We start from the raw sequence: 16,821 nt of genomic DNA, 5'->3' as shown, positions 1-16,821 counted from the left end.
CGCCCGTCCGCCGTCCCCACAACTCCGTACCGTCACCCCGGGAGTTGCCCTTGAAGAGACGCCACGCGGCCGCCTGGGCCGCCTCCGCACTCGCCGCCACCCTCGCGGCGACCGGCGCGCTCGCCGGCCCCGCCACCGCGGCGCCCGACGCGACCGCCCCCCAGGCCCGTACCGCCACCGCGACGGCCACCGCGACCGCGACGGCCACCGCCACCGACCCCGTCACGCACGAGGAGAACGACCGCGTCCCCGAGGGCGCGGAGTGGACGCAGCACTACTTCCCCGCCGCCGACGACTCCGGTACCGAGCTGCACGCCGACGTGCTGCTGCCCGAAGGGCTGGAGAAGGGCCAGGAGGTGCCCGTCATCCTGTCCGTCGGGCCGTACTTCGGCCACGCCGGCGCGACCGGCGACGAGGGCTGGTCGCACACCGGACCCTCCAGCCGCTTCCAGGACTTCACCGAGGGCGCCGACGTCTTCGCGGAGGGGTACGCCTTCGTCATGGTCGACCTGCGCGGCTTCGGCGGCTCGACAGGCTGTCTGGACTGGGCCGGGCCCGGCGAACAGGCCGACGTGGAGGCCGCGGTGGACTGGGCCGCGAGCCGGCCGTGGTCGACGGGCGCGGTGGGCATGTACGGCAAGTCGTACGACGCCGTGACCGGGCTGATCGGCAACAACCTGGACCAGCGGGCCCTGAAGGCCGTCGTGGCGCAGGAGCCGGTCTGGGACATGTACCAGTACATCTACTCCAACGGCGTGCCCCGCCCCAACGTGACCGGCACCGCCGACGCGTACAACTCCATCGCCACCATCCCCCCGATGGCCGACGACGACCCCCGCTACCAGGCCAACGCCCGCTGGGAGGAGACCCATCCGGAATGCCTGACGGAGAACTCCGCCGGCTACCGGATCGCCGACCAGCGCAGCGAGCACTGGAAGGCGCGTGACCTGGCGCGGCTGGCGAAGGGCAGCGACACGCCCCTCTTCGTCACGCAGGGCTTCATCGAGCCCAACACCAAGCCGGAGGAGATGGCGGAGTACCTGCGCAACCACCGCGGCCCCGAGCGCGGTTGGCTCGGCCAGTGGGACCACGTCCGCGGCGGCGACCGGGTGCCGGACGGCCGGCTGGCGATGGGCCGCGAGGGCTGGTACGAGGAGACGCTCGCGTTCTTCGACGAGTATCTGAAGGGCGAGAAGCCCACCGTCCGCTACCCGGAGTACGCCATGGAGGACAACACCGGCGACTGGCGCGCGCAGCGCACCTGGCCGGTCGTGGAGCGGCGCGCGGACATCCCGCTGGGCGGCGGCTCGTACGTGGACGACGGCGGCGCCGCCGCGCGCGCCGACCTCACCGCCTCCGGCCGCGCGGCGCCGGACCGGCCCGCGCAGCAGCCCGCGCAGCAGCCCGCGCAGCCGTCGGGCAGGTGGGACATGGAGAACGCGCCCGCCAGGGAGCCGGCCGCCCCCGACGGGCTGGCGGCGGAGGCCGCGCAGCGGCAGCGGGCGGGCGAGGTCACGTCGAGCTTCTTCGTGTGGTCGAAGCCGCTGCAGCGGGGCGTGCGCGTCACCGGCACCCCGCAGGTCTCGCTGTCCGCGAAGGGCGCGGGCGGTGCCGTCGGGAACGTGATGCTCAAGCTGTACGACGTGGGCCCCGACGGCTCCGCCGTGATGTTCGACGAGCAGGTCTCGCTGCTGGAGCGGGGCCGGTTCACCGTCGACCTGAAGGCGACCGACTGGCGGCTGGCGGCCGGGCACGTGCTGGCCGTGGAGATCGGCACCATCCAGACCGGCTCGTGGCTGGACACCCCGTCCGGCGAGACGGTCGAGGTCCGCGGTGCCACGCTGCACCTCGCCCTGGACGGCCCCGCCGACGACGTGCCGACGGGCGGCGAGCGCTCGCCGTACCTCGACGCGTACCTGGGCCAGTACACGGTGGACCTCCCGGCGGGCCCGCCGTCGTTCACCGTCCCCGGGGTCGGGAACCGCTGACCGCCGGCTGCTCAAGCGCCGAACAGCGCGTCCGCCGCCCGGGAGCCGCAGCCGCTCCCGGGCGGCGCCGTGCGCCGGGGGCGCGAGCAGGAGCGGCTTGGGGCGCGTGCGGGAGCGGCCGGGGCGTGTTCGGGGCGGGTCCGACCGCGTGGACCGGGCCCGGCCGAGGGGCCCGTTTCTGACGGTCTATCGTGTACGCCATGTCCGTGCCCGAGCTCATCCGCATCGTCTCGCGCGACTCCCCCATGGCCCTCGCCCAGGTCGAGCGCGTCCGCGCCGAACTGGCCGCGCTGCACCCCGGCATCCGCACCGCGGTCGTGCCGGTGAAGACCACCGGCGACAAGTGGCAGGGCGCCCTGTCGGAGGTCGAGGGCAAGGGCGCGTTCACCAAGGAGGTCGACGCCGCGCTGGTGACCGGGGCGGCGGACCTCGCGGTGCACTGCGTCAAGGACGTGCCCGCGGACCGGCCGCTGCCGGCCGGGACGACGTTCGCCGGGTTCCTGCGCCGCAACGACATCCGCGACGCGCTGGTCCACCCCGGCGGGCTCGGGCTCGACGACCTGCCCGCGGGCACCAGGATCGGCACCTCCTCCGTACGCCGGATCGCGCAGCTGTCCGCCTCGCACCCGCACCTGGAGTGCGTGCCGTTCCGCGGCAACGCCAACCGCCGGCTGGCGAAGCTGTACGCTGGCGAGGTCGACGCGCTCCTGCTGGCGGTGGCCGGTCTTGAGCGCATCGACCGCACCGACGTCATCACCGAGGTACTGCCGGTCGAGAAGATGTGCCCGCCGCTGGGCGCCGGGATCCTGGCGCTGCAGTGCCGCGAGGACGACACCGCGACCATCGACGTCGTCAGCGACCTCAACCACCCGGAGACGTACCGCGAGGCCATGGCGGAGCGGATGTTCCTGCACGTGCTGCAGGGCCACTGCAACAGCCCGATCGCCGGCTTCGCCACCGCCGCACCGGACGAACTGTGGCTGCGCGGGCGGGTGTTCAGCCCGGACGGCAAGACCGTGCTCGACGCCCGCGAGTCCGCCGGCCGGCTCACCCCGCCGGACCTCGGCACGTCGGTCGCGCTGGCGCTGCTGCGGCAGGGTGCGCGCGAGCTGATCGACGGCATCGCGCACTGACCGCGCTCTGACGCGGGCGGGGGCGGGTTGCCGGGAGGGCTTCCGTGCCCGCGCACGCAGCGGATTCGGGCATAGCGGGCCGGAAAGACCGGCTGAGCGCACGCATACCCGGAGCTGCTATGACGTAGCGGTGTCCGAGCGTTCCAGGGCAGGCGGGTCGATCCCAGAGGGTTTGTGCAGGTCAGGCGTCAGTCCAGCGGTGCACTGCCACCCTCCCTTCACCACCGGTCGCCGAGCGTACGAGCCCCAGACGGAGGGGGATCCGGAGGCGGCGAACCCGCGCGTGAACGGTGAGCCGGCCGGGGTGAAGGGTTTCGGCGGCGGGTTACGAGAGCGGGGCCGTGGAGCCGCGGATGACCAGCCGGCCCGGCTGGATCTCCACGCCCGCGCGGGGTGAGCCGCTGATCGCGGCGAAGAGGGCCTGGGCCGCGAGCCGGCCCACCTGTTCCAGGCTCAGGTCGACGCTGGTCAGCGGGGGGCGGGCGCCGGAGGTGAGGATCTCCCAGTTGTCGAAGCCCATGACGGCGACCTCGTCCGGCACCGGGCGGCCGCGTTCGCGGAGGACGTCCATCGCTCCGCGGGCGATCTGGTCGTTGCCGCACAGGAAGGCGTCGATCTCCGCGTGCCGCTCCAGCAGCATCGTCGCCGCCGCCCTGCCCCAGCCCTCGGACCAGCTCCCGAACTGCGGCTCGCCGACCAGCGCCAGCCCCGCGTCCGTCAGCGCCGCCCGGGCGCCGTCGGCGCGTTCGCGGGCCGCCGCGTAGGCGGGGTCGCCGGTGATGTGCGCGATACGGGTGCGGGCGCAGGCCAGCAGGTGGTCGATCGCGAGGCGGCCCGCGCCGACGCTGTCCGGGACGATGGACAGGTCCGCGGGGTCCGCCGAGGGCGCGTACGCGTAGACGACCGGGACCGGGAGGTCGCGGCCCAGGGACGGGCGCGGGTCCGTGCTGCTGCCGACCACGATCAGGCCGTCCACCCGCCGGCTGAGCAGCGCCTCCACGTGGTGCTGCTCGCGGATGGCGTCGCCGCGCGCGTCGCAGAGGAACACCGAGACCTGGCCGGCGCCGAAGGCGTCCTCGGCACCCATCAGTATCGGGATGCTGAACCGGCCCTCCAGGTCGCTGGTCAGCAGCCCCACGGTGCCCGTGCGCCCCGCGAGCAGCCCGCGGGCCAGCGAGTTGGGCCGGAACGCCAGCCGCTCGGCGGCCTCGACCACCCGCTCGCGGGTCTCGGCGCGGACCTGGTCCCGGCCGTTGAGCGCCTTGGACGCGGTCGCCACGGAGACGCCGGCGAGCCGGGCCACGTCGGTGAGCGTGGCGGCCCGCGGGCGGGACGGGTCGGTGGTCTGGGCCATGTGGGGGAGTCTAACCAAGCTCCCCACCGGCCTAAAAGGTTTTCGTCAGGCAGGCCCTAGCAGGCCGTAGCAGGTCATCCCGCCAGACTCAGGAAGACCCTGAGGCGCCTATTGACGCGTTCGCTTCACATCTCTACCTTCCGCAGAAAAGCTTTTCGGAACTTTTCTTTCCCGGTCCTGAGGGAGGGTTCGACCATGAGGAGAGCCGCCACCGCCCGCGGTCCCGTCCGCCGCGTCGTCACCGGGTTGGTCGCCGTGCTCGCCGCCGGCGGTCTGCTCGCAGGCTGCGGCGAGGGCATGGGCGCCGCCGGGGACGACGGCGGAGGCGGCGGCTCCGGCGGCGTCAAGGGCGTCGACGACGGGGCCACGCTGACGATGTGGACCCGCGCGGCCACCGACGACCAGAGCAGGGCGCTGGTGGAGGCGTACAACAAGACCCACGAGAACACGGTCGAGCTGACCGTGATCCCGACCGACGACTACCAGGCCAAGATCGGCGCCGCGGCCGGTTCCCAGGACCTGCCCGACCTCTTCGCCTCCGACGTGGTCTTCGTCCCCAACTACGCCTCCAGCAACCTCTTCGCCGACCTCACCGAGCGGATCGACGCCCTGCCGTACGCCGACGACCTGGCCCGGTCACACGTCGACGCCGGCACGGTGGACGGCAAGAAGTACGTCGTGCCGCACACCCTCGACCTGTCGGTGCTGTTCTACAACAAGGACCTCTACCGCCAGGCCGGGCTCGACCCCGAGCAGCCGCCCACCACGCTCGCCGAGTGGGACGAGCATGCGCGGAAGATCGACAAGCTCGGCGGCGACGTCAACGGCACGTTCTTCGGCGGCAACTGCGGCGGCTGCGGCATCTTCACCTGGTGGCCGTCCATCTGGGCCGCCGGCGAGGAGGTCATGAACGAGGACGGCACCGAGTCCTTCCTCGACTCCCCCACCGCCAAGGAGGTCTACGAGGTCTACCGGGGCTGGGCCGAGGACGGCATCGCGGCCCCCGGCCACCGCGACGAGACCGGCGCGACCTGGACCGGCCTGTTCCCCAAGGGGAACGTCGGCGTGATGCCCATGCCGTCGACCACGCTGGGCCTGATGCCCGAAGACCTCGACTTCGGCGTGGCCCCGATCCCCGGCCCCGACGGCGGGGGCTCCACCTTCGTCGGCGGCGACGCCGTCGGCATCTCGGCCACCAGCGACAAGGCGGACCAGGCGTGGGACTTCCTCAGCTGGTCGCTGAGCGAGCGGACGCAGGTCGACGTGGTCGCCGGCGCTCACGACGTGGTCGCGCGCACCGACCTCGCGCAGAACGAGAACGCGCAGACCGACCCGCGGCAGGTGGCCGTCAACGAGCTGGTCGCCGACGGGCGCACCCCGTACGCGGTCAACACCGGCCCGACCTTCAACGACCCGAACGGCCCCTGGCTGAAGCTCATGCGCGACGCCGTCTACGGCGATCCGGGGGCGGTGGGCGCCGACAACGGCGACATCACCGAATCGCTGGCCGACTGATGCCCGCCGACGTCGCCGACCGGCCGCCCGCGCTCCCGCCGAAGCCGAAGGCCCGCCGCCGTCCGTCCCACCCCCGGCGGCTCAGCCCCGGCGGCGCGCCGCGACGCCGGGGGGCGCCCTGGTGGCGCTCCCGCAAGGCCAAGGGCCTGGCGTACGCCGCGCCCACGGCCGCGTTCGTCACCGTCCTGTTCGTCCTGCCGCTGCTGCTCGTCGGCCGCATGTCGGGCAGCGACTGGCCCCTGCTCACCGGCTACCAGGGCCTCAACGCGCCGGAGAACTACACCGACGTCTCCGACAACGCGCTCTTCTGGCCGGCCGTCCGCTTCACCCTGCTCTACACCGCGCTCGTCACCGTCATCCTCATCGGCCTCGCCCTGCTCCTGGCCCTGCTGGTGCAGGAGTCCCGCCCGGGCACCGGCTTCTTCCGCACCGCGTACTTCCTGCCCAGCGTGCTCGGCCTGGCCTCCGCCTCCCTGCTCTTCTGGGGCTTCTACAGCCCGTCGATCGGGCCGCTGAACGACCTCCTCGAAGCCCTCGGCGTGATCGACGAGCCGGTCTCGTTCCTCGGCAGCCCCACCGCCGCGCTGCTGTCCACCGTCTTCCTGGTGGTCTGGAAGTTCGCCGGGTTCTACATGCTCATCCTGCTGGTCGGCCTCCAGGGCATCTCCCCCGATGTCTACGAGGCCGCGCGCATCGACGGCGCCACCCGCGGCCAGCTCTTCCGGCACATCACGCTGCCGCTGCTGCGCCCGTCGCTCGCGCTGACGCTGCTGCTCAGCGTCACCGGCTCGCTGCTCGCGTTCGACCAGTTCTTCGTCCTCACCAAGGGCGGGCCGGACAACAGCACGGTCACGGTGGTCCAGCTGATCTACCGGGAGGCGTTCCAGCGGCTCGACCTCGGCACCGCCGCCGCGCTGTCGGTGCTCGTGCTGGCGGCCCTGCTGGTGCTCAACGTCGCCCAGTTCCGCGGCCTGCGCCGCCCCGACGCGCCCTGAGGAGTGGAGTCGCCATGGGATCCGCCGCCGCCCGTGCCCTCGGCCGGACGCCGTACTACGTCCTCGCCGGCGGGCTGGCCGTCATCTTCCTCTTCCCGCTGCTGTGGACCGCCTGGGCCTCCGTCGCCGGCGCACCCGGCACCGCCCAGGAGTCCGGCTTCGGCCTCGGCAACTACCGCACGCTGCTGGAGTACGACGCGGGCCTGCTCCGCTACCTCGGCAACAGCCTCGTCGTCTCGGCGCTGACCGTCGCCCTGACGCTCGGCGTCTCGGTCCTCGGCGGCTACGCCTTCGCCCGCTTCGACTTCCCCGGCAAGAACGTGCTGTTCCTGCTCACGCTGGCCATCCTCATGGTCCCCTACGCCACGCTGCTCATCCCGCTGTACGTGCTGCTCGGCATGGCCGGCCTGCAGAACTCGCTGGTCGGGCTCAGCCTCGTGCTGGTCATGTACCAGCTGCCGTTCGCCACGTTCATGATGCGGATCTCCTTCGAGGCGGTGCCCCGGGAGCTGGAGGAGTCCGCGCTCGTCGACGGCTGCGGTACGTTCCGCGCGCTGCGCCGGATCCTGGTGCCCGCGGTCCGGCCCGGGCTGATCACCGTGGGCCTGTTCGCGTTCCTCGCGGCCTGGAACGACTTCATCGCCCCCCTCATCCTCATCAGCGACAGCGACAAGGCGCCGCTGCCGCTGGCCGTCGCCAACCTGCGGCAGCAGAGCATGGGCGCCATCGACTACGGGGCCACCGAGGCCGGCGTCACCGTGCTGGCGCTGCCGTGCCTGGTGCTCTTCGTCCTGCTGCAGCGCCACTACGTCCGCGGCTTCATGTCCGGCGCCCTCAAGGGCTGAGCCCCCGTACGCCCCCGCACGAAAGGTGTCCGACGCGTGACGACCACCTCCCTGCACCCCGTCCCCGTGCGGCCCACCCGGGGACGGCTGCGCCCCCTCGGCCTCGGTGAGGTCCGCATCACCGGCGGCTTCTGGGCCCGGCGCCGGCAGATCAACGCCACCGCCACGCTGGAGCACTGCCTCGGCTGGCAGCGCAAGGCGGGCTGGCTCGACAACTTCCGCGCCGCCGCCGACGGCCGGGCCGGGCGGGACCGGCGCGGGCCGGTGTTCTCCGACTCCGACGTGTACAAGCTGCTGGAGGCGATGTGCTGGGAGGCCGGCCGCTCCGCCGACCCGGCCCTCGACGCCACGGTGGCCGAGGCCACCGCGCTGATCGAACAGGCCCAGCAGCCCGACGGCTACCTCAGCACCGCCTTCGGCGTGCCGGGCCGGCCCGGGCGCTACGGCGACCTGGAGTGGGGCCACGAGCTGTACTGCTACGGCCATCTGATCCAGGCCGGCGTGGCGCAGGCGCGGGCCCGCGGCGAGGGCGCGCTGACGGCCGTGGCGCGGCGCGCCGCGGACCACGTGTGCGCCGCCTTCGGCCCCGGCGGCATCGAGGGCGTCTGCGGGCACCCGGTGATCGAGACGGCGCTGGTCGAGCTGGCCCGGCTCACCGGCGAGGAGCGCTACCTCGACCAGGCCCGGCTGTTCGTCGACCGGCGCGGCCACCGCACGCTCGGCGACATCGAGTTCGGCCGCGCGTATTTCCAGGACGACGTCCCCGTCCGGGACGCCACCGTGCTGAGCGGGCACGCGGTACGGGCCCTGTACCTGGCCGCCGGGGCCGTCGACGTGGCCGTGGAGTACGGGGACGAGGAGCTGCTCGCCGCCGTGGTGCGCCAGTGGGAGGCGACCGTCGCCCGCCGCACGTACCTCACCGGCGGCATGGGCGCGCACCACACGGGCGAGTCGTTCGGCGACGACTTCGTGCTGCCCCCGGACCGCGCGTACTCCGAGACCTGCGCCGGCGTCGCCTCCGTGGGCCTGAACTGGCGGCTGCTGCTGGCCACCGGCGAGCCGCGCTACGCCGACCTCGCCGAGCGCACGCTGTACAACGTCGTCGCCGCCTCGCCCGCCGAGGACGGCCGCGCCTTCTTCTACGCCAACACCCTGCACCAGCGCCGCCGCGGCGCCGTGCCGGACGCCGCCGTCGACAGCCCGCACCCCGCCGTGGGCCTGCGGGCCCCGTGGTTCGCGGTGTCGTGCTGCCCCGGCAACGTGGCCAGGACCCTCGCGTCGCTCGACGGCTACGTCGCCACCGCCGACGAGGGCGGTGTGCAACTGCACCAGTACGCCGACGCCGAGGTGGCGACGACGCTGGGTGACGCGACCGGCGCCCCCGGCGCCGGCGAGGCCGGCTTCACCGTCCGCACCGGCTACCCGTACGACGGCGACGTCTCCGTACGGATCACCCGCAGCCGGCCCGAGCCGTGGACGCTGACGCTGCGCGTGCCCGCCTGGGCCGGCGACGGCGCCGAGCTGGTCGAGCCGGACGGCACCCGGCGGCCGGCCGCCCGCGGCGCCGTCGCGGTCACCCGCGCCTTCCGGCCGGGCGACGAGGTACGGCTCCGGCTGCCCGTGGCGCCCCGCTGGGTCGCCGCCGATCCGCGCGTCGACGCGGTCCGCGGCTGCGTGGCCGTCGAGCGCGGGCCGCTGGTGCTGTGCGCCGAGTCCGCCGACCTGCCCGACGGCCGGGAGGTCGACGCGATCGCCGTGGACCCCGCCGTGCCGCCCCGGGACACGGACGCCGGTGCCGCGCGCGTCGCCGTCTCCGGCGCGCTGGCCGACCACGGCACCCGGGCGGACCGGGGCGGCCGGGCCGACGGGGCCGACCGGGCCGACGGCGAATGGCCGTACCCGCCGCCGGACGCGCCCGCCGCCCCGGACACCCCCGCGGAGATCGCCCTCGTGCCGTACCACTCCTGGGCCAACCGCGGCCCTTCCACCATGCGGGTCTGGCTGCCCGTCGCCGGCCCGCCCCGCACCTGACCTCGCCCATCCCCCACCGCAGGAGGCACACGTGAACAGAAGAGGAGGACGGCCCCGCCGGCTCGCCGCGATCGGTGTGACGGCCGCCGGGTTGCTGGCATCGCTGGTCGCGGGCCCGCCCGCCGCCGCCGACAACGACGCGATCGGCTACCCGGTCTTCGCCGGCTCGGACCGCCCCGTACCCGAGCTGCCCGCCGGTTTCCGCGTCCACGGCACGATGCAGGCGCAGTACGACGCCGACCTCGCCGAAGGCGACGGCACCGACTTCTTCATGGACCGGATGCTCGCCCGGCAGGGCGCGGACCCGGCCGGCGACTGGCTGTTCACCCGCGGCCGGGCGGTGTTCATGAAGGAGCACGACCCCTCCCAGCTCGGCTTCGCCGGGAAGGTCGCGTACTGGGAGAGCATCGACGACCGCGCCGCCTACACCGTCACGCTCGCCGAGGGCGGCGAGGAGATCGGGCTGCGCGAGGACGTGTCCGCGCGGGTGCAGACCCCGAGTTACTGGCGCAGCGAGTTCACCCCCACGGGCTCGGCGGGCGACGGGCTGCGGGTCACCGAGACCAAGTTCATCACCGACGCCAACGTCGCCGTCACCGACCTGCGGATCGCCAACTCCGGCGGCACCGACCGCACCGTCACCCTGCGCGCCTCGTCCCCGTACACGACCGTCGCCGAAGGCGGGGAACTCACCGGCACGGTGCCCGCCAAGAACAACCTCACCACCCTCTACCCGCGGCTCTCCGGCGACGGCATGCAGCCGGACGGCGGCGCGCTGACCCGCACGGCGGACGTGCCGGCCGGCGGCAGCACCGGCGCCAAGGTGCAACTGGGCTTCGTCACCGAGGAGATCGAGGAGTCCGCCCCGGCCTACGACGACGTCCGCGAGGCCACGCCCGAGGCCGCCTTCCGCGACCACGTGCGCGCGTACAACCGCTGGTGGGCCGAGAACCTGCCGTACCTCGACGTGCCCGACGACAACATCGAGAAGACGCTGTACTACCGCTGGTGGCTGCTGCGCTACAACTACCTCGACGCCGACATCCCCGGCAGCGACTACCAGTTCCCCACCTCGATGGAGGGCGTGCTCGGCTACAACAACGCCATCGTGCTGACCGTCGGGATGTTCACCGAGGACCTCAAGTACCTGCGCGACCCGGCCTACTCCTACGGCCCGTGGGTCTCCGCCGGCGAGGTCTCCCGGAGCGGCAAGTACACCGACAACCCCGGTGACCCGGAGAACTGGTCCAACAGCTACACCCAGTACCTCTCCGAGGCCGCCTGGAGCTCGTACCAGGTGCACGGCGGCCCCGCCGGCATCGCCCGCAACCTCGCCCGCTACGCCGAGAGCGACGTCAAGGGCCAGCTCGCGGCGTACGACGGCGACGGCAACGGCCTCATCGAGTACGACTGGGGCGCCATGACCGGCAACGACGCCGACGCGGTGTCGTTCGACTGGCGGCCCGGCGCGCTGGACCGCGCCGAGTCCGCGTACGTCTACAGCAACGCCCAGGCCGCGGCGAGCGCGTACGAACTGGTCGGCGAGGACGCCAAGGCGCAGGAGATGCGGGGCATCGCCGAGCGCGTGCAGAAAGCGGTGCTGGACCACCTCTGGGACCCGGAGGACCGGCTGCTCAAGCACCGGCACGTGGCGAGCGACGAGCTGGTGCCCTGGAAGGAGATCAACAACTACTACCCGTACAGCGTCGGCCTGATGCCCACACCCGAGGAGGACCCGCAGTACCTGGACGCGCTGCGGCTGTGGCAGGACGCCGGGGAGTACCCGGTCTTCCCCTTCTACACCGCCAACCAGGCCGACAAGAAGGAGGCCGCCGAGCAGGGCCACCCCGGCAGCAACAACTTCTCGGTGATCAACTCCACCGTCACGTTCCGCTTCCTGGCGTCCGTGCTGCGCCACTACCCGAGCGAGCACATCGACGCGAGCTACTACAAGAAGCTGCTCTCCTGGAACGCCTGGGCGCACTACATCGGCGGCGACAACCGCTGGCCGGACCAGAACGAGTTCTGGGCCGACGGCAGCGCCGACCCCCAGAACATCGGCTACCGCTCCTGGATCCACCACACCATGCTCGGCACCACCAACTGGACGGTGATCGAGGACGCCATGGGCTTCCAGCCGCGCCGCGACGACAAGGTCGAGCTGTGGCCCATCGACATCGACTGGCCGCACTTCGCCGTCACCGACATCAACTACCACGGCAGCGACCTGACCGTGCTCTGGGACGAACCGGGCGACGGCGAGCGCCCGTACGGCACCGAGGTCCCCGAGGGCTACTCCGCCTACCTCGACGGCAACCTCGCCTTCACCGTCGACTCCCTCGCCCACCTCGTCTACGACCCGGCCACCGGCGAGGTCACCTTCCCCGACGGCGGCGACGCCGAGGTGGTGCAGAGCCACCCCGCCGACCTGACCGCGGCCGAGGACGTGCGCTTCGGCGCCGGCGACCGCGTCGTCGACCTCTTCGCCAAGGCCGGCCGCGACCTCACGAGCGACGCGCCGAACCTCGCCACGGACGCCACCGCCACCGCCTCGCACTCCGACGGCGGCCACGGCGTGGCCGGCGCGGTCGACGGCTTCACCGTCAACGAGCCGTTCTGGGGCGCCGGCGGCTCGGGCGCCGCCGAGGACTGGTACCAGCTCGACTTCGGGGAGCCGACGCGGGTGGACGACGTGCGGCTGTACTTCGCCGCCGACAAGCAGCGCACCGGCGGCTACGCCGAGCCCGCGACGTACTCCGTGCAGTACTTCGACGCCGCCGCGCAGACGTGGCGCGACGTCTCCGCGCCCGACGCCGAGCCCGCCGAGCCGCGCGCCAACCGCAACCGGCTGCGGTTCGAGGAGGTGACCACCTCCAGCCTGAGGGTGGTCATGACCCACCAGCCGGGCCGCAGCACGGGACTGAAGGAGATCCAGGCGTACGCGACCGCCGCCGCCCAGCCGGCGGCCGGGAAACGCGGCGGGTGATCGCCAGGCGATCGCCGCACCGCGAGTAAGGCGAGGGTCCGCCGCGCGGCCGGGCACCGACCGCGCGGCGGGCACCGTCGCCGAGTGAGGCCGGGGCCCCGCCCCGCTGCGGGGACGCGTGGCCGAAGTTCCGCGCGGCGGGCCCGGCCGAGCAGCCGAGCAGCAGATCCACCGAGCAGAGGAGCCCCCACCATGTCCGACACACCCCGACCCCGTCGGCCCCGGGTGTCCCGCCGCCAGGTCCTGCGCACCGCCTCCGCCGTGGCCGTCGCCCCCGCGTTCGCCGGGCCGGCCACCACCGCGGCCCGGGCCGCCGCTCCCCCGGCAGGCCCGGGCCGCGTGCCCGCCGCCCTCGGCGCCGCCCTGCCCGCCCCCGCGAGCTGGGCGGTACGCCCCTTCCCGCTGAACGCCGTGGCGCTGGGCGAGGGCGTCTTCAGCCGCAAGCGGGACCTGATCCTGCAGTACGCCCGCGACTACCCCGCCGACCGCATCCTGGCCGTCTTCCGCGCCAACGCCGGCCTCGACACCCTCGGCGCCCAGCCGCCCGGCGGCTGGGAGACCGCCGACGGCAACCTGCGCGGCCACTACGGGGGCCACTTCCTCACGCTGATCGCGCAGGCGTACGCGGGTAGCGGGCAGTCGGACGCGGCCTTCTACAAGGACAAGCTGGACTACCTCGTCGCCGCTCTCGGCGAGTGCCGGGCGGCGCTGGCCGAGCAGGGCGCGGCCAGCCACCCCGGATTCCTCGCGGCGTACCCGGAGACGCAGTTCATCCTGCTGGAGCAGTTCACGACGTACCCGACGATCTGGGCGCCGTACTACACCTGCCACAAGATCATGCGCGGGCTGCTCGACGCCCACACCCTCGCCGGCAACGCCGAGGCCCTCGACATCGTCACCGGCATGGCCGACTGGGTGCACAGCCGGCTCTCCCGGCTGCCGCGCGAGCAGCTGGACCAGATGTGGTCGATCTACATCGCCGGCGAGTACGGCGGCATGAACGAGGTGATGGCCGACCTGCACGCGCTCACCGGCCGCGCGGAGTACCTGGAGACCGCGCACTGCTTCGACAACACCCGGCTGCTGCAGGACTGCGCCGCCGGCCGCGACACCCTCGACGGCAAGCACGCCAACCAGCACATCCCGCAGTTCTCCGGCTATCTGCGGATGTACGACGAGAGCCCGGCCGAGACCGGCCACCGCACCGCCGCGGAGAACTTCTGGACGATGGTCGTCGGCCCGCGCACGTACAGCCTCGGGGGTGCCGGCCAGGGCGAGATGTTCCGCGCCCGCGACGCCGTCGCCGCCACGCTGGCCGAGAACAACGCCGAGACGTGCGCGACGTACAACATGCTCAAGCTCACCCGGTACCTGTTCTTCCACCGGCCGGACGCCGCGTACATGGACTACTACGAGCGCGGCCTCCTCAACCACATCCTGGCCTCGCGCCGGGACACGAGCGCCACGGACAGCCCGGAGGTGACGTACTTCGTCGGCATGGCGCCGGGCACGCGGCGCGAGTTCGGCAACACCGGCACCTGCTGCGGCGGCACGGGAATGGAGAACCACAGCAAGTACCAGGAGTCGGTCTACTTCCGCGCGGCCGACGAGTCCGCCCTGTACGTCAACCTCTTCGTCGACTCGGCGCTGCACTGGGAGGAATGGCGGCAGAAGGGCCTCACGGTCACGCAGCGGACCGACTTCCCGTACGAGGCCGCCACCCGGCTCACCATCGAGGGCGACGGACCGCTGGACCTGAAGCTCCGGGTGCCCGCGTGGGCCGTCCACGGCTACGACGTGCGGGTCAACGGGAGCAGCCAGAGCATCGACGCCAGTCCGGGGAGCTACGTGACGCTGAGCCGGACGTGGCGCAGCGGGGACGTCGTGGACGTCCAGATGCCGTTCGGCCTGCGCGTCGAGCGGACGCCCGACGACCGCACCGTGCAGTCGCTGTTCTACGGCCCGGTGCTGCTGGTGGCGCAGAGCGCCGAGCAGACCCTGCGCGAGTTCTCGTTCTACCGGCACCTCGGACTGAGCGGCGACCTCGCCGCCGCCGTCCGGCCGGAGGGCCGGCCGCTGCACTTCACCACGCACGGCGTGACGCTGGCCCCGTTCCACCTCGGCGACGAGCAGCCGTACCACGGCTACTTCCGCCGCGCGGAGCCGGACGTGGTCTTCGGGGACGAGGACGCGGGCGTGCCCAACCGGGCGGGCGGCGGGGGCGAGACGTTCCTCGACGAGGTGTGGGCCGGCGCGCCGTTCGCGACCCACGGCGATTTCGTGGCGCGCGTACGGAGCCTCGCGGCCGAGTGGCAGGCCGCCGGGGTCTACACGGCGGCCGAGGCGCAGCGCATCGTCACGGCCGCGGCGCGGGCCGATCTGGGCGAGTGACGCGGCGAGTGGCCCCGGCGTGCGCCGGGGCCACCACCGGCTTCCCCTCCGACCCGTACCAGGATATTCAACCGAACGGTTGACCAATCACCGGAGCCCGCGCTAGCGTTTATTCAACCGAACAGTTGAGAACGCGAGGTGGCCGAGTGACCGCGGTGCCCGAGCCCGACGAGCGGCTGTCGCTGGTGTTCGCCGCGCTGGCGGACCCGACCCGGCGCGACATCGTGGCCCGCCTCGCCTCCGGCGACGCCACGGTCAACGAGCTGGCCGAGCCGTACGACGTCAGCGTGCAGGCCGTGTCCAAGCACATCCGGGTCCTCCAGGACGCCGGACTGGTCAGCCGCAGCCGGGACGCCCAGCGGCGGCCCTGCCACCTGGAAGCCGAGGTCTTCGACCTCATGACGAAGTGGATCGAGCGCTACCGGCGGGAGGCGGAGGACCGGTTCCGCCGTCTGGACGCCGTCCTGGAGCGGATGGCCGCGCAGGACGGGGAGCCGGTGGCGGGAACCCGGACGAAGGAAGAAGAAGCACCATGAGCACCACACCCAACGGCCACCGCAACGAGACCGGGATCACCGTCGACCCCGTGCTCCCCACCATCGTGATCACCCGGGAGTTCGAGGCCCCGCCCGAGCGCGTGTTCCGCGCGCACACCGACCCCGACCTGGTCGTCCAGTGGCTCGGCCCGCGCAGCCTGAGCATGGAGATCGAGCGGTACGACGCCCGCACGGGCGGCTCGTACCGCTATCTGAACCGCGACGACGACGGCAACGAGTACGCCTTCCACGGCGTGTTCCACGAGGTGCGCCCGGTCGAGCGCATCGTCCAGACCTTCACCTACGAGGGCATGCCCGACAGCGTCAGCCTGGAGACGGCCGTTTTCGAGGACCTCGGCGGTCGCACCCGGCTGACCGCCACCTCCCTGCTGGACTCCGTCGAGTCCCGCGACGGGATGATCGCCAGCGGCGCGGAGACCGGCATCCGCGAGGGCTACGAGCGGCTGGACGAACTGCTCGACCGCCCGCAGGCGTCCGCCGCGGCGGACGAGCACCGCAGGGTCGCCGCCGCCTTCACCGAGCGCGTCCGCGGCGTCCCCGCCGGCGCGTGGGACGCCCCGGCGCCGTGCGAGGGGTGGGTGGCCCGGGACGTCGTACGGCACCTGGTCGAGTGGTTCCCGGGCTTCCTGAAGACCGGCACCGGCATCGAACTGCCGCAGGGCCCGTCGGTGGACGACGACCCGGTGGCGGCCTGGCAGGTCCATAACGACGCCGTGCAGGCCCTCCTGGACGACCCGGCCACGGCGGGGAAGACGCTCTCGCACCCGGAGACCGGCGACCTCCCGCTGGACCAGGCCGTCGACCGTTTCTACACCGGCGACGTCTTCATGCACACCTGGGACCTGGCGCGGGCCACCGGCCAGGACGAGCGGCTGGATCCGGACAAGTGCGCCGCGCTGCTGGCGGGGATGCTGCCGCTGGACGAGGTGCTGCGCCGCAGCGGCCACTACGGGCCGCGCGCCGAGGTCCCGCAGAGCGCCGACGCGCAGACCCGCCTGCTGGCGTTCATCGGCCGTACGCCCTGAA

At 73.2% G+C, this 16,821-nt stretch carries 11 protein-coding genes; 10 read left to right on the top strand and 1 reads right to left on the bottom strand.

Annotation, left to right across the window (positions count from 1 at the left end; all coding sequences use genetic code 11):
* Positions 1 to 50: 50 nt before the first annotated feature.
* Together T328_RS30620 and hemC are read left to right on the top strand one after the other, a co-directional pair.
* Complete coding sequence (locus tag T328_RS30620; RefSeq protein ID WP_496499476.1) at positions 51 to 1,988, top strand: CocE/NonD family hydrolase; 1,938 nt, start codon at positions 51 to 53, stop codon at positions 1,986 to 1,988.
* Positions 1,989 to 2,188: 200 nt separating this feature from the next.
* Positions 2,189 to 3,121, top strand: a complete 933-nt coding sequence (hemC, locus tag T328_RS30615) for a hydroxymethylbilane synthase (RefSeq protein WP_496499475.1) — start codon at positions 2,189 to 2,191, stop codon at positions 3,119 to 3,121.
* A 325-nt stretch (positions 3,122 to 3,446) separates the two neighbouring features.
* Here the strand turns inward: hemC and T328_RS30610 are convergent, their stop codons facing one another.
* Entirely contained in the window at positions 3,447 to 4,475 is a 1,029-nt protein-coding gene (locus T328_RS30610; protein WP_496499474.1) for a LacI family DNA-binding transcriptional regulator, read from the bottom strand.
* 195 nt (positions 4,476 to 4,670) lie between these two features.
* Between T328_RS30610 and T328_RS30605 the strand changes: the two genes are divergently transcribed.
* The 8 genes from T328_RS30605 (at position 4,671) to T328_RS30570 (ending at position 16,820) form a co-directional block, all read left to right on the top strand.
* Positions 4,671 to 5,990 (top strand): ABC transporter substrate-binding protein, encoded by a 1,320-nt coding sequence (locus T328_RS30605; protein ID WP_496499473.1) that lies wholly within the window; start codon positions 4,671 to 4,673, stop codon positions 5,988 to 5,990.
* Complete coding sequence (locus T328_RS30600; protein WP_496499472.1) at positions 5,990 to 6,985, top strand: carbohydrate ABC transporter permease; 996 nt, start codon at positions 5,990 to 5,992, stop codon at positions 6,983 to 6,985. Before T328_RS30605 ends, T328_RS30600 begins: the two co-directional genes overlap by 1 nt.
* A gap of 14 nt (positions 6,986 to 6,999) precedes the next feature.
* Complete coding sequence (locus T328_RS30595; protein ID WP_496499471.1) at positions 7,000 to 7,830, top strand: carbohydrate ABC transporter permease; 831 nt, start codon at positions 7,000 to 7,002, stop codon at positions 7,828 to 7,830.
* Positions 7,831 to 7,866: 36 nt separating this feature from the next.
* Positions 7,867 to 9,861 carry a glycoside hydrolase family 127 protein gene (locus tag T328_RS30590; protein WP_496499470.1) on the top strand — a complete coding sequence of 665 codons (1,995 nt, stop codon included), beginning with the start codon at positions 7,867 to 7,869 and terminating at the stop codon, positions 9,859 to 9,861.
* Positions 9,862 to 9,892: 31 nt separating this feature from the next.
* Positions 9,893 to 12,847: an MGH1-like glycoside hydrolase domain-containing protein gene (locus T328_RS30585; protein ID WP_496499469.1), complete on the top strand. Its 2,955-nt coding sequence runs from the start codon at positions 9,893 to 9,895 to the stop codon at positions 12,845 to 12,847.
* Positions 12,848 to 13,039: 192 nt separating this feature from the next.
* Entirely contained in the window at positions 13,040 to 15,238 is a 2,199-nt protein-coding gene (locus tag T328_RS30580; RefSeq protein WP_496499468.1) for a glycoside hydrolase family 127 protein, read from the top strand.
* 146 nt (positions 15,239 to 15,384) lie between these two features.
* On the top strand, positions 15,385 to 15,774 hold the full coding sequence (locus T328_RS30575) for an ArsR/SmtB family transcription factor (RefSeq protein ID WP_496499467.1): 390 nt from the start codon (positions 15,385 to 15,387) through the stop codon (positions 15,772 to 15,774).
* On the top strand, positions 15,771 to 16,820 hold the full coding sequence (locus T328_RS30570; RefSeq protein WP_496499466.1) for a TIGR03086 family metal-binding protein: 1,050 nt from the start codon (positions 15,771 to 15,773) through the stop codon (positions 16,818 to 16,820). The genes T328_RS30575 and T328_RS30570 overlap by 4 nt, the downstream gene beginning before the upstream one ends.
* The last annotated feature ends 1 nt before the right edge of the window (position 16,821 follow it).

It is taken from the genome of Streptomyces sp. CNX435 (genome assembly GCF_059570575.1).
This window is presented reverse-complemented; position numbering and strand designations above follow the sequence as displayed.

Excerpts from the sequence above, each read along its gene's own strand:
- T328_RS30570 (WP_496499466.1), top strand. The coding sequence starts at position 15,771 with ATGAGCACCACACCCAACGGCCACCGCAACGAGACCGGGATCACCGTC.
- T328_RS30595 (WP_496499471.1), top strand. The coding sequence starts at position 7,000 with ATGGGATCCGCCGCCGCCCGTGCCCTCGGCCGGACGCCGTACTACGTC.
- T328_RS30580 (WP_496499468.1), top strand. The coding sequence starts at position 13,040 with ATGTCCGACACACCCCGACCCCGTCGGCCCCGGGTGTCCCGCCGCCAG.
- T328_RS30600 (WP_496499472.1), top strand. The coding sequence starts at position 5,990 with ATGCCCGCCGACGTCGCCGACCGGCCGCCCGCGCTCCCGCCGAAGCCG.
- T328_RS30605 (WP_496499473.1), top strand. The coding sequence starts at position 4,671 with ATGAGGAGAGCCGCCACCGCCCGCGGTCCCGTCCGCCGCGTCGTCACC.
- T328_RS30610 (WP_496499474.1), bottom strand. The coding sequence starts at position 4,475 with ATGGCCCAGACCACCGACCCGTCCCGCCCGCGGGCCGCCACGCTCACC.
- hemC (WP_496499475.1), top strand. The coding sequence starts at position 2,189 with ATGTCCGTGCCCGAGCTCATCCGCATCGTCTCGCGCGACTCCCCCATG.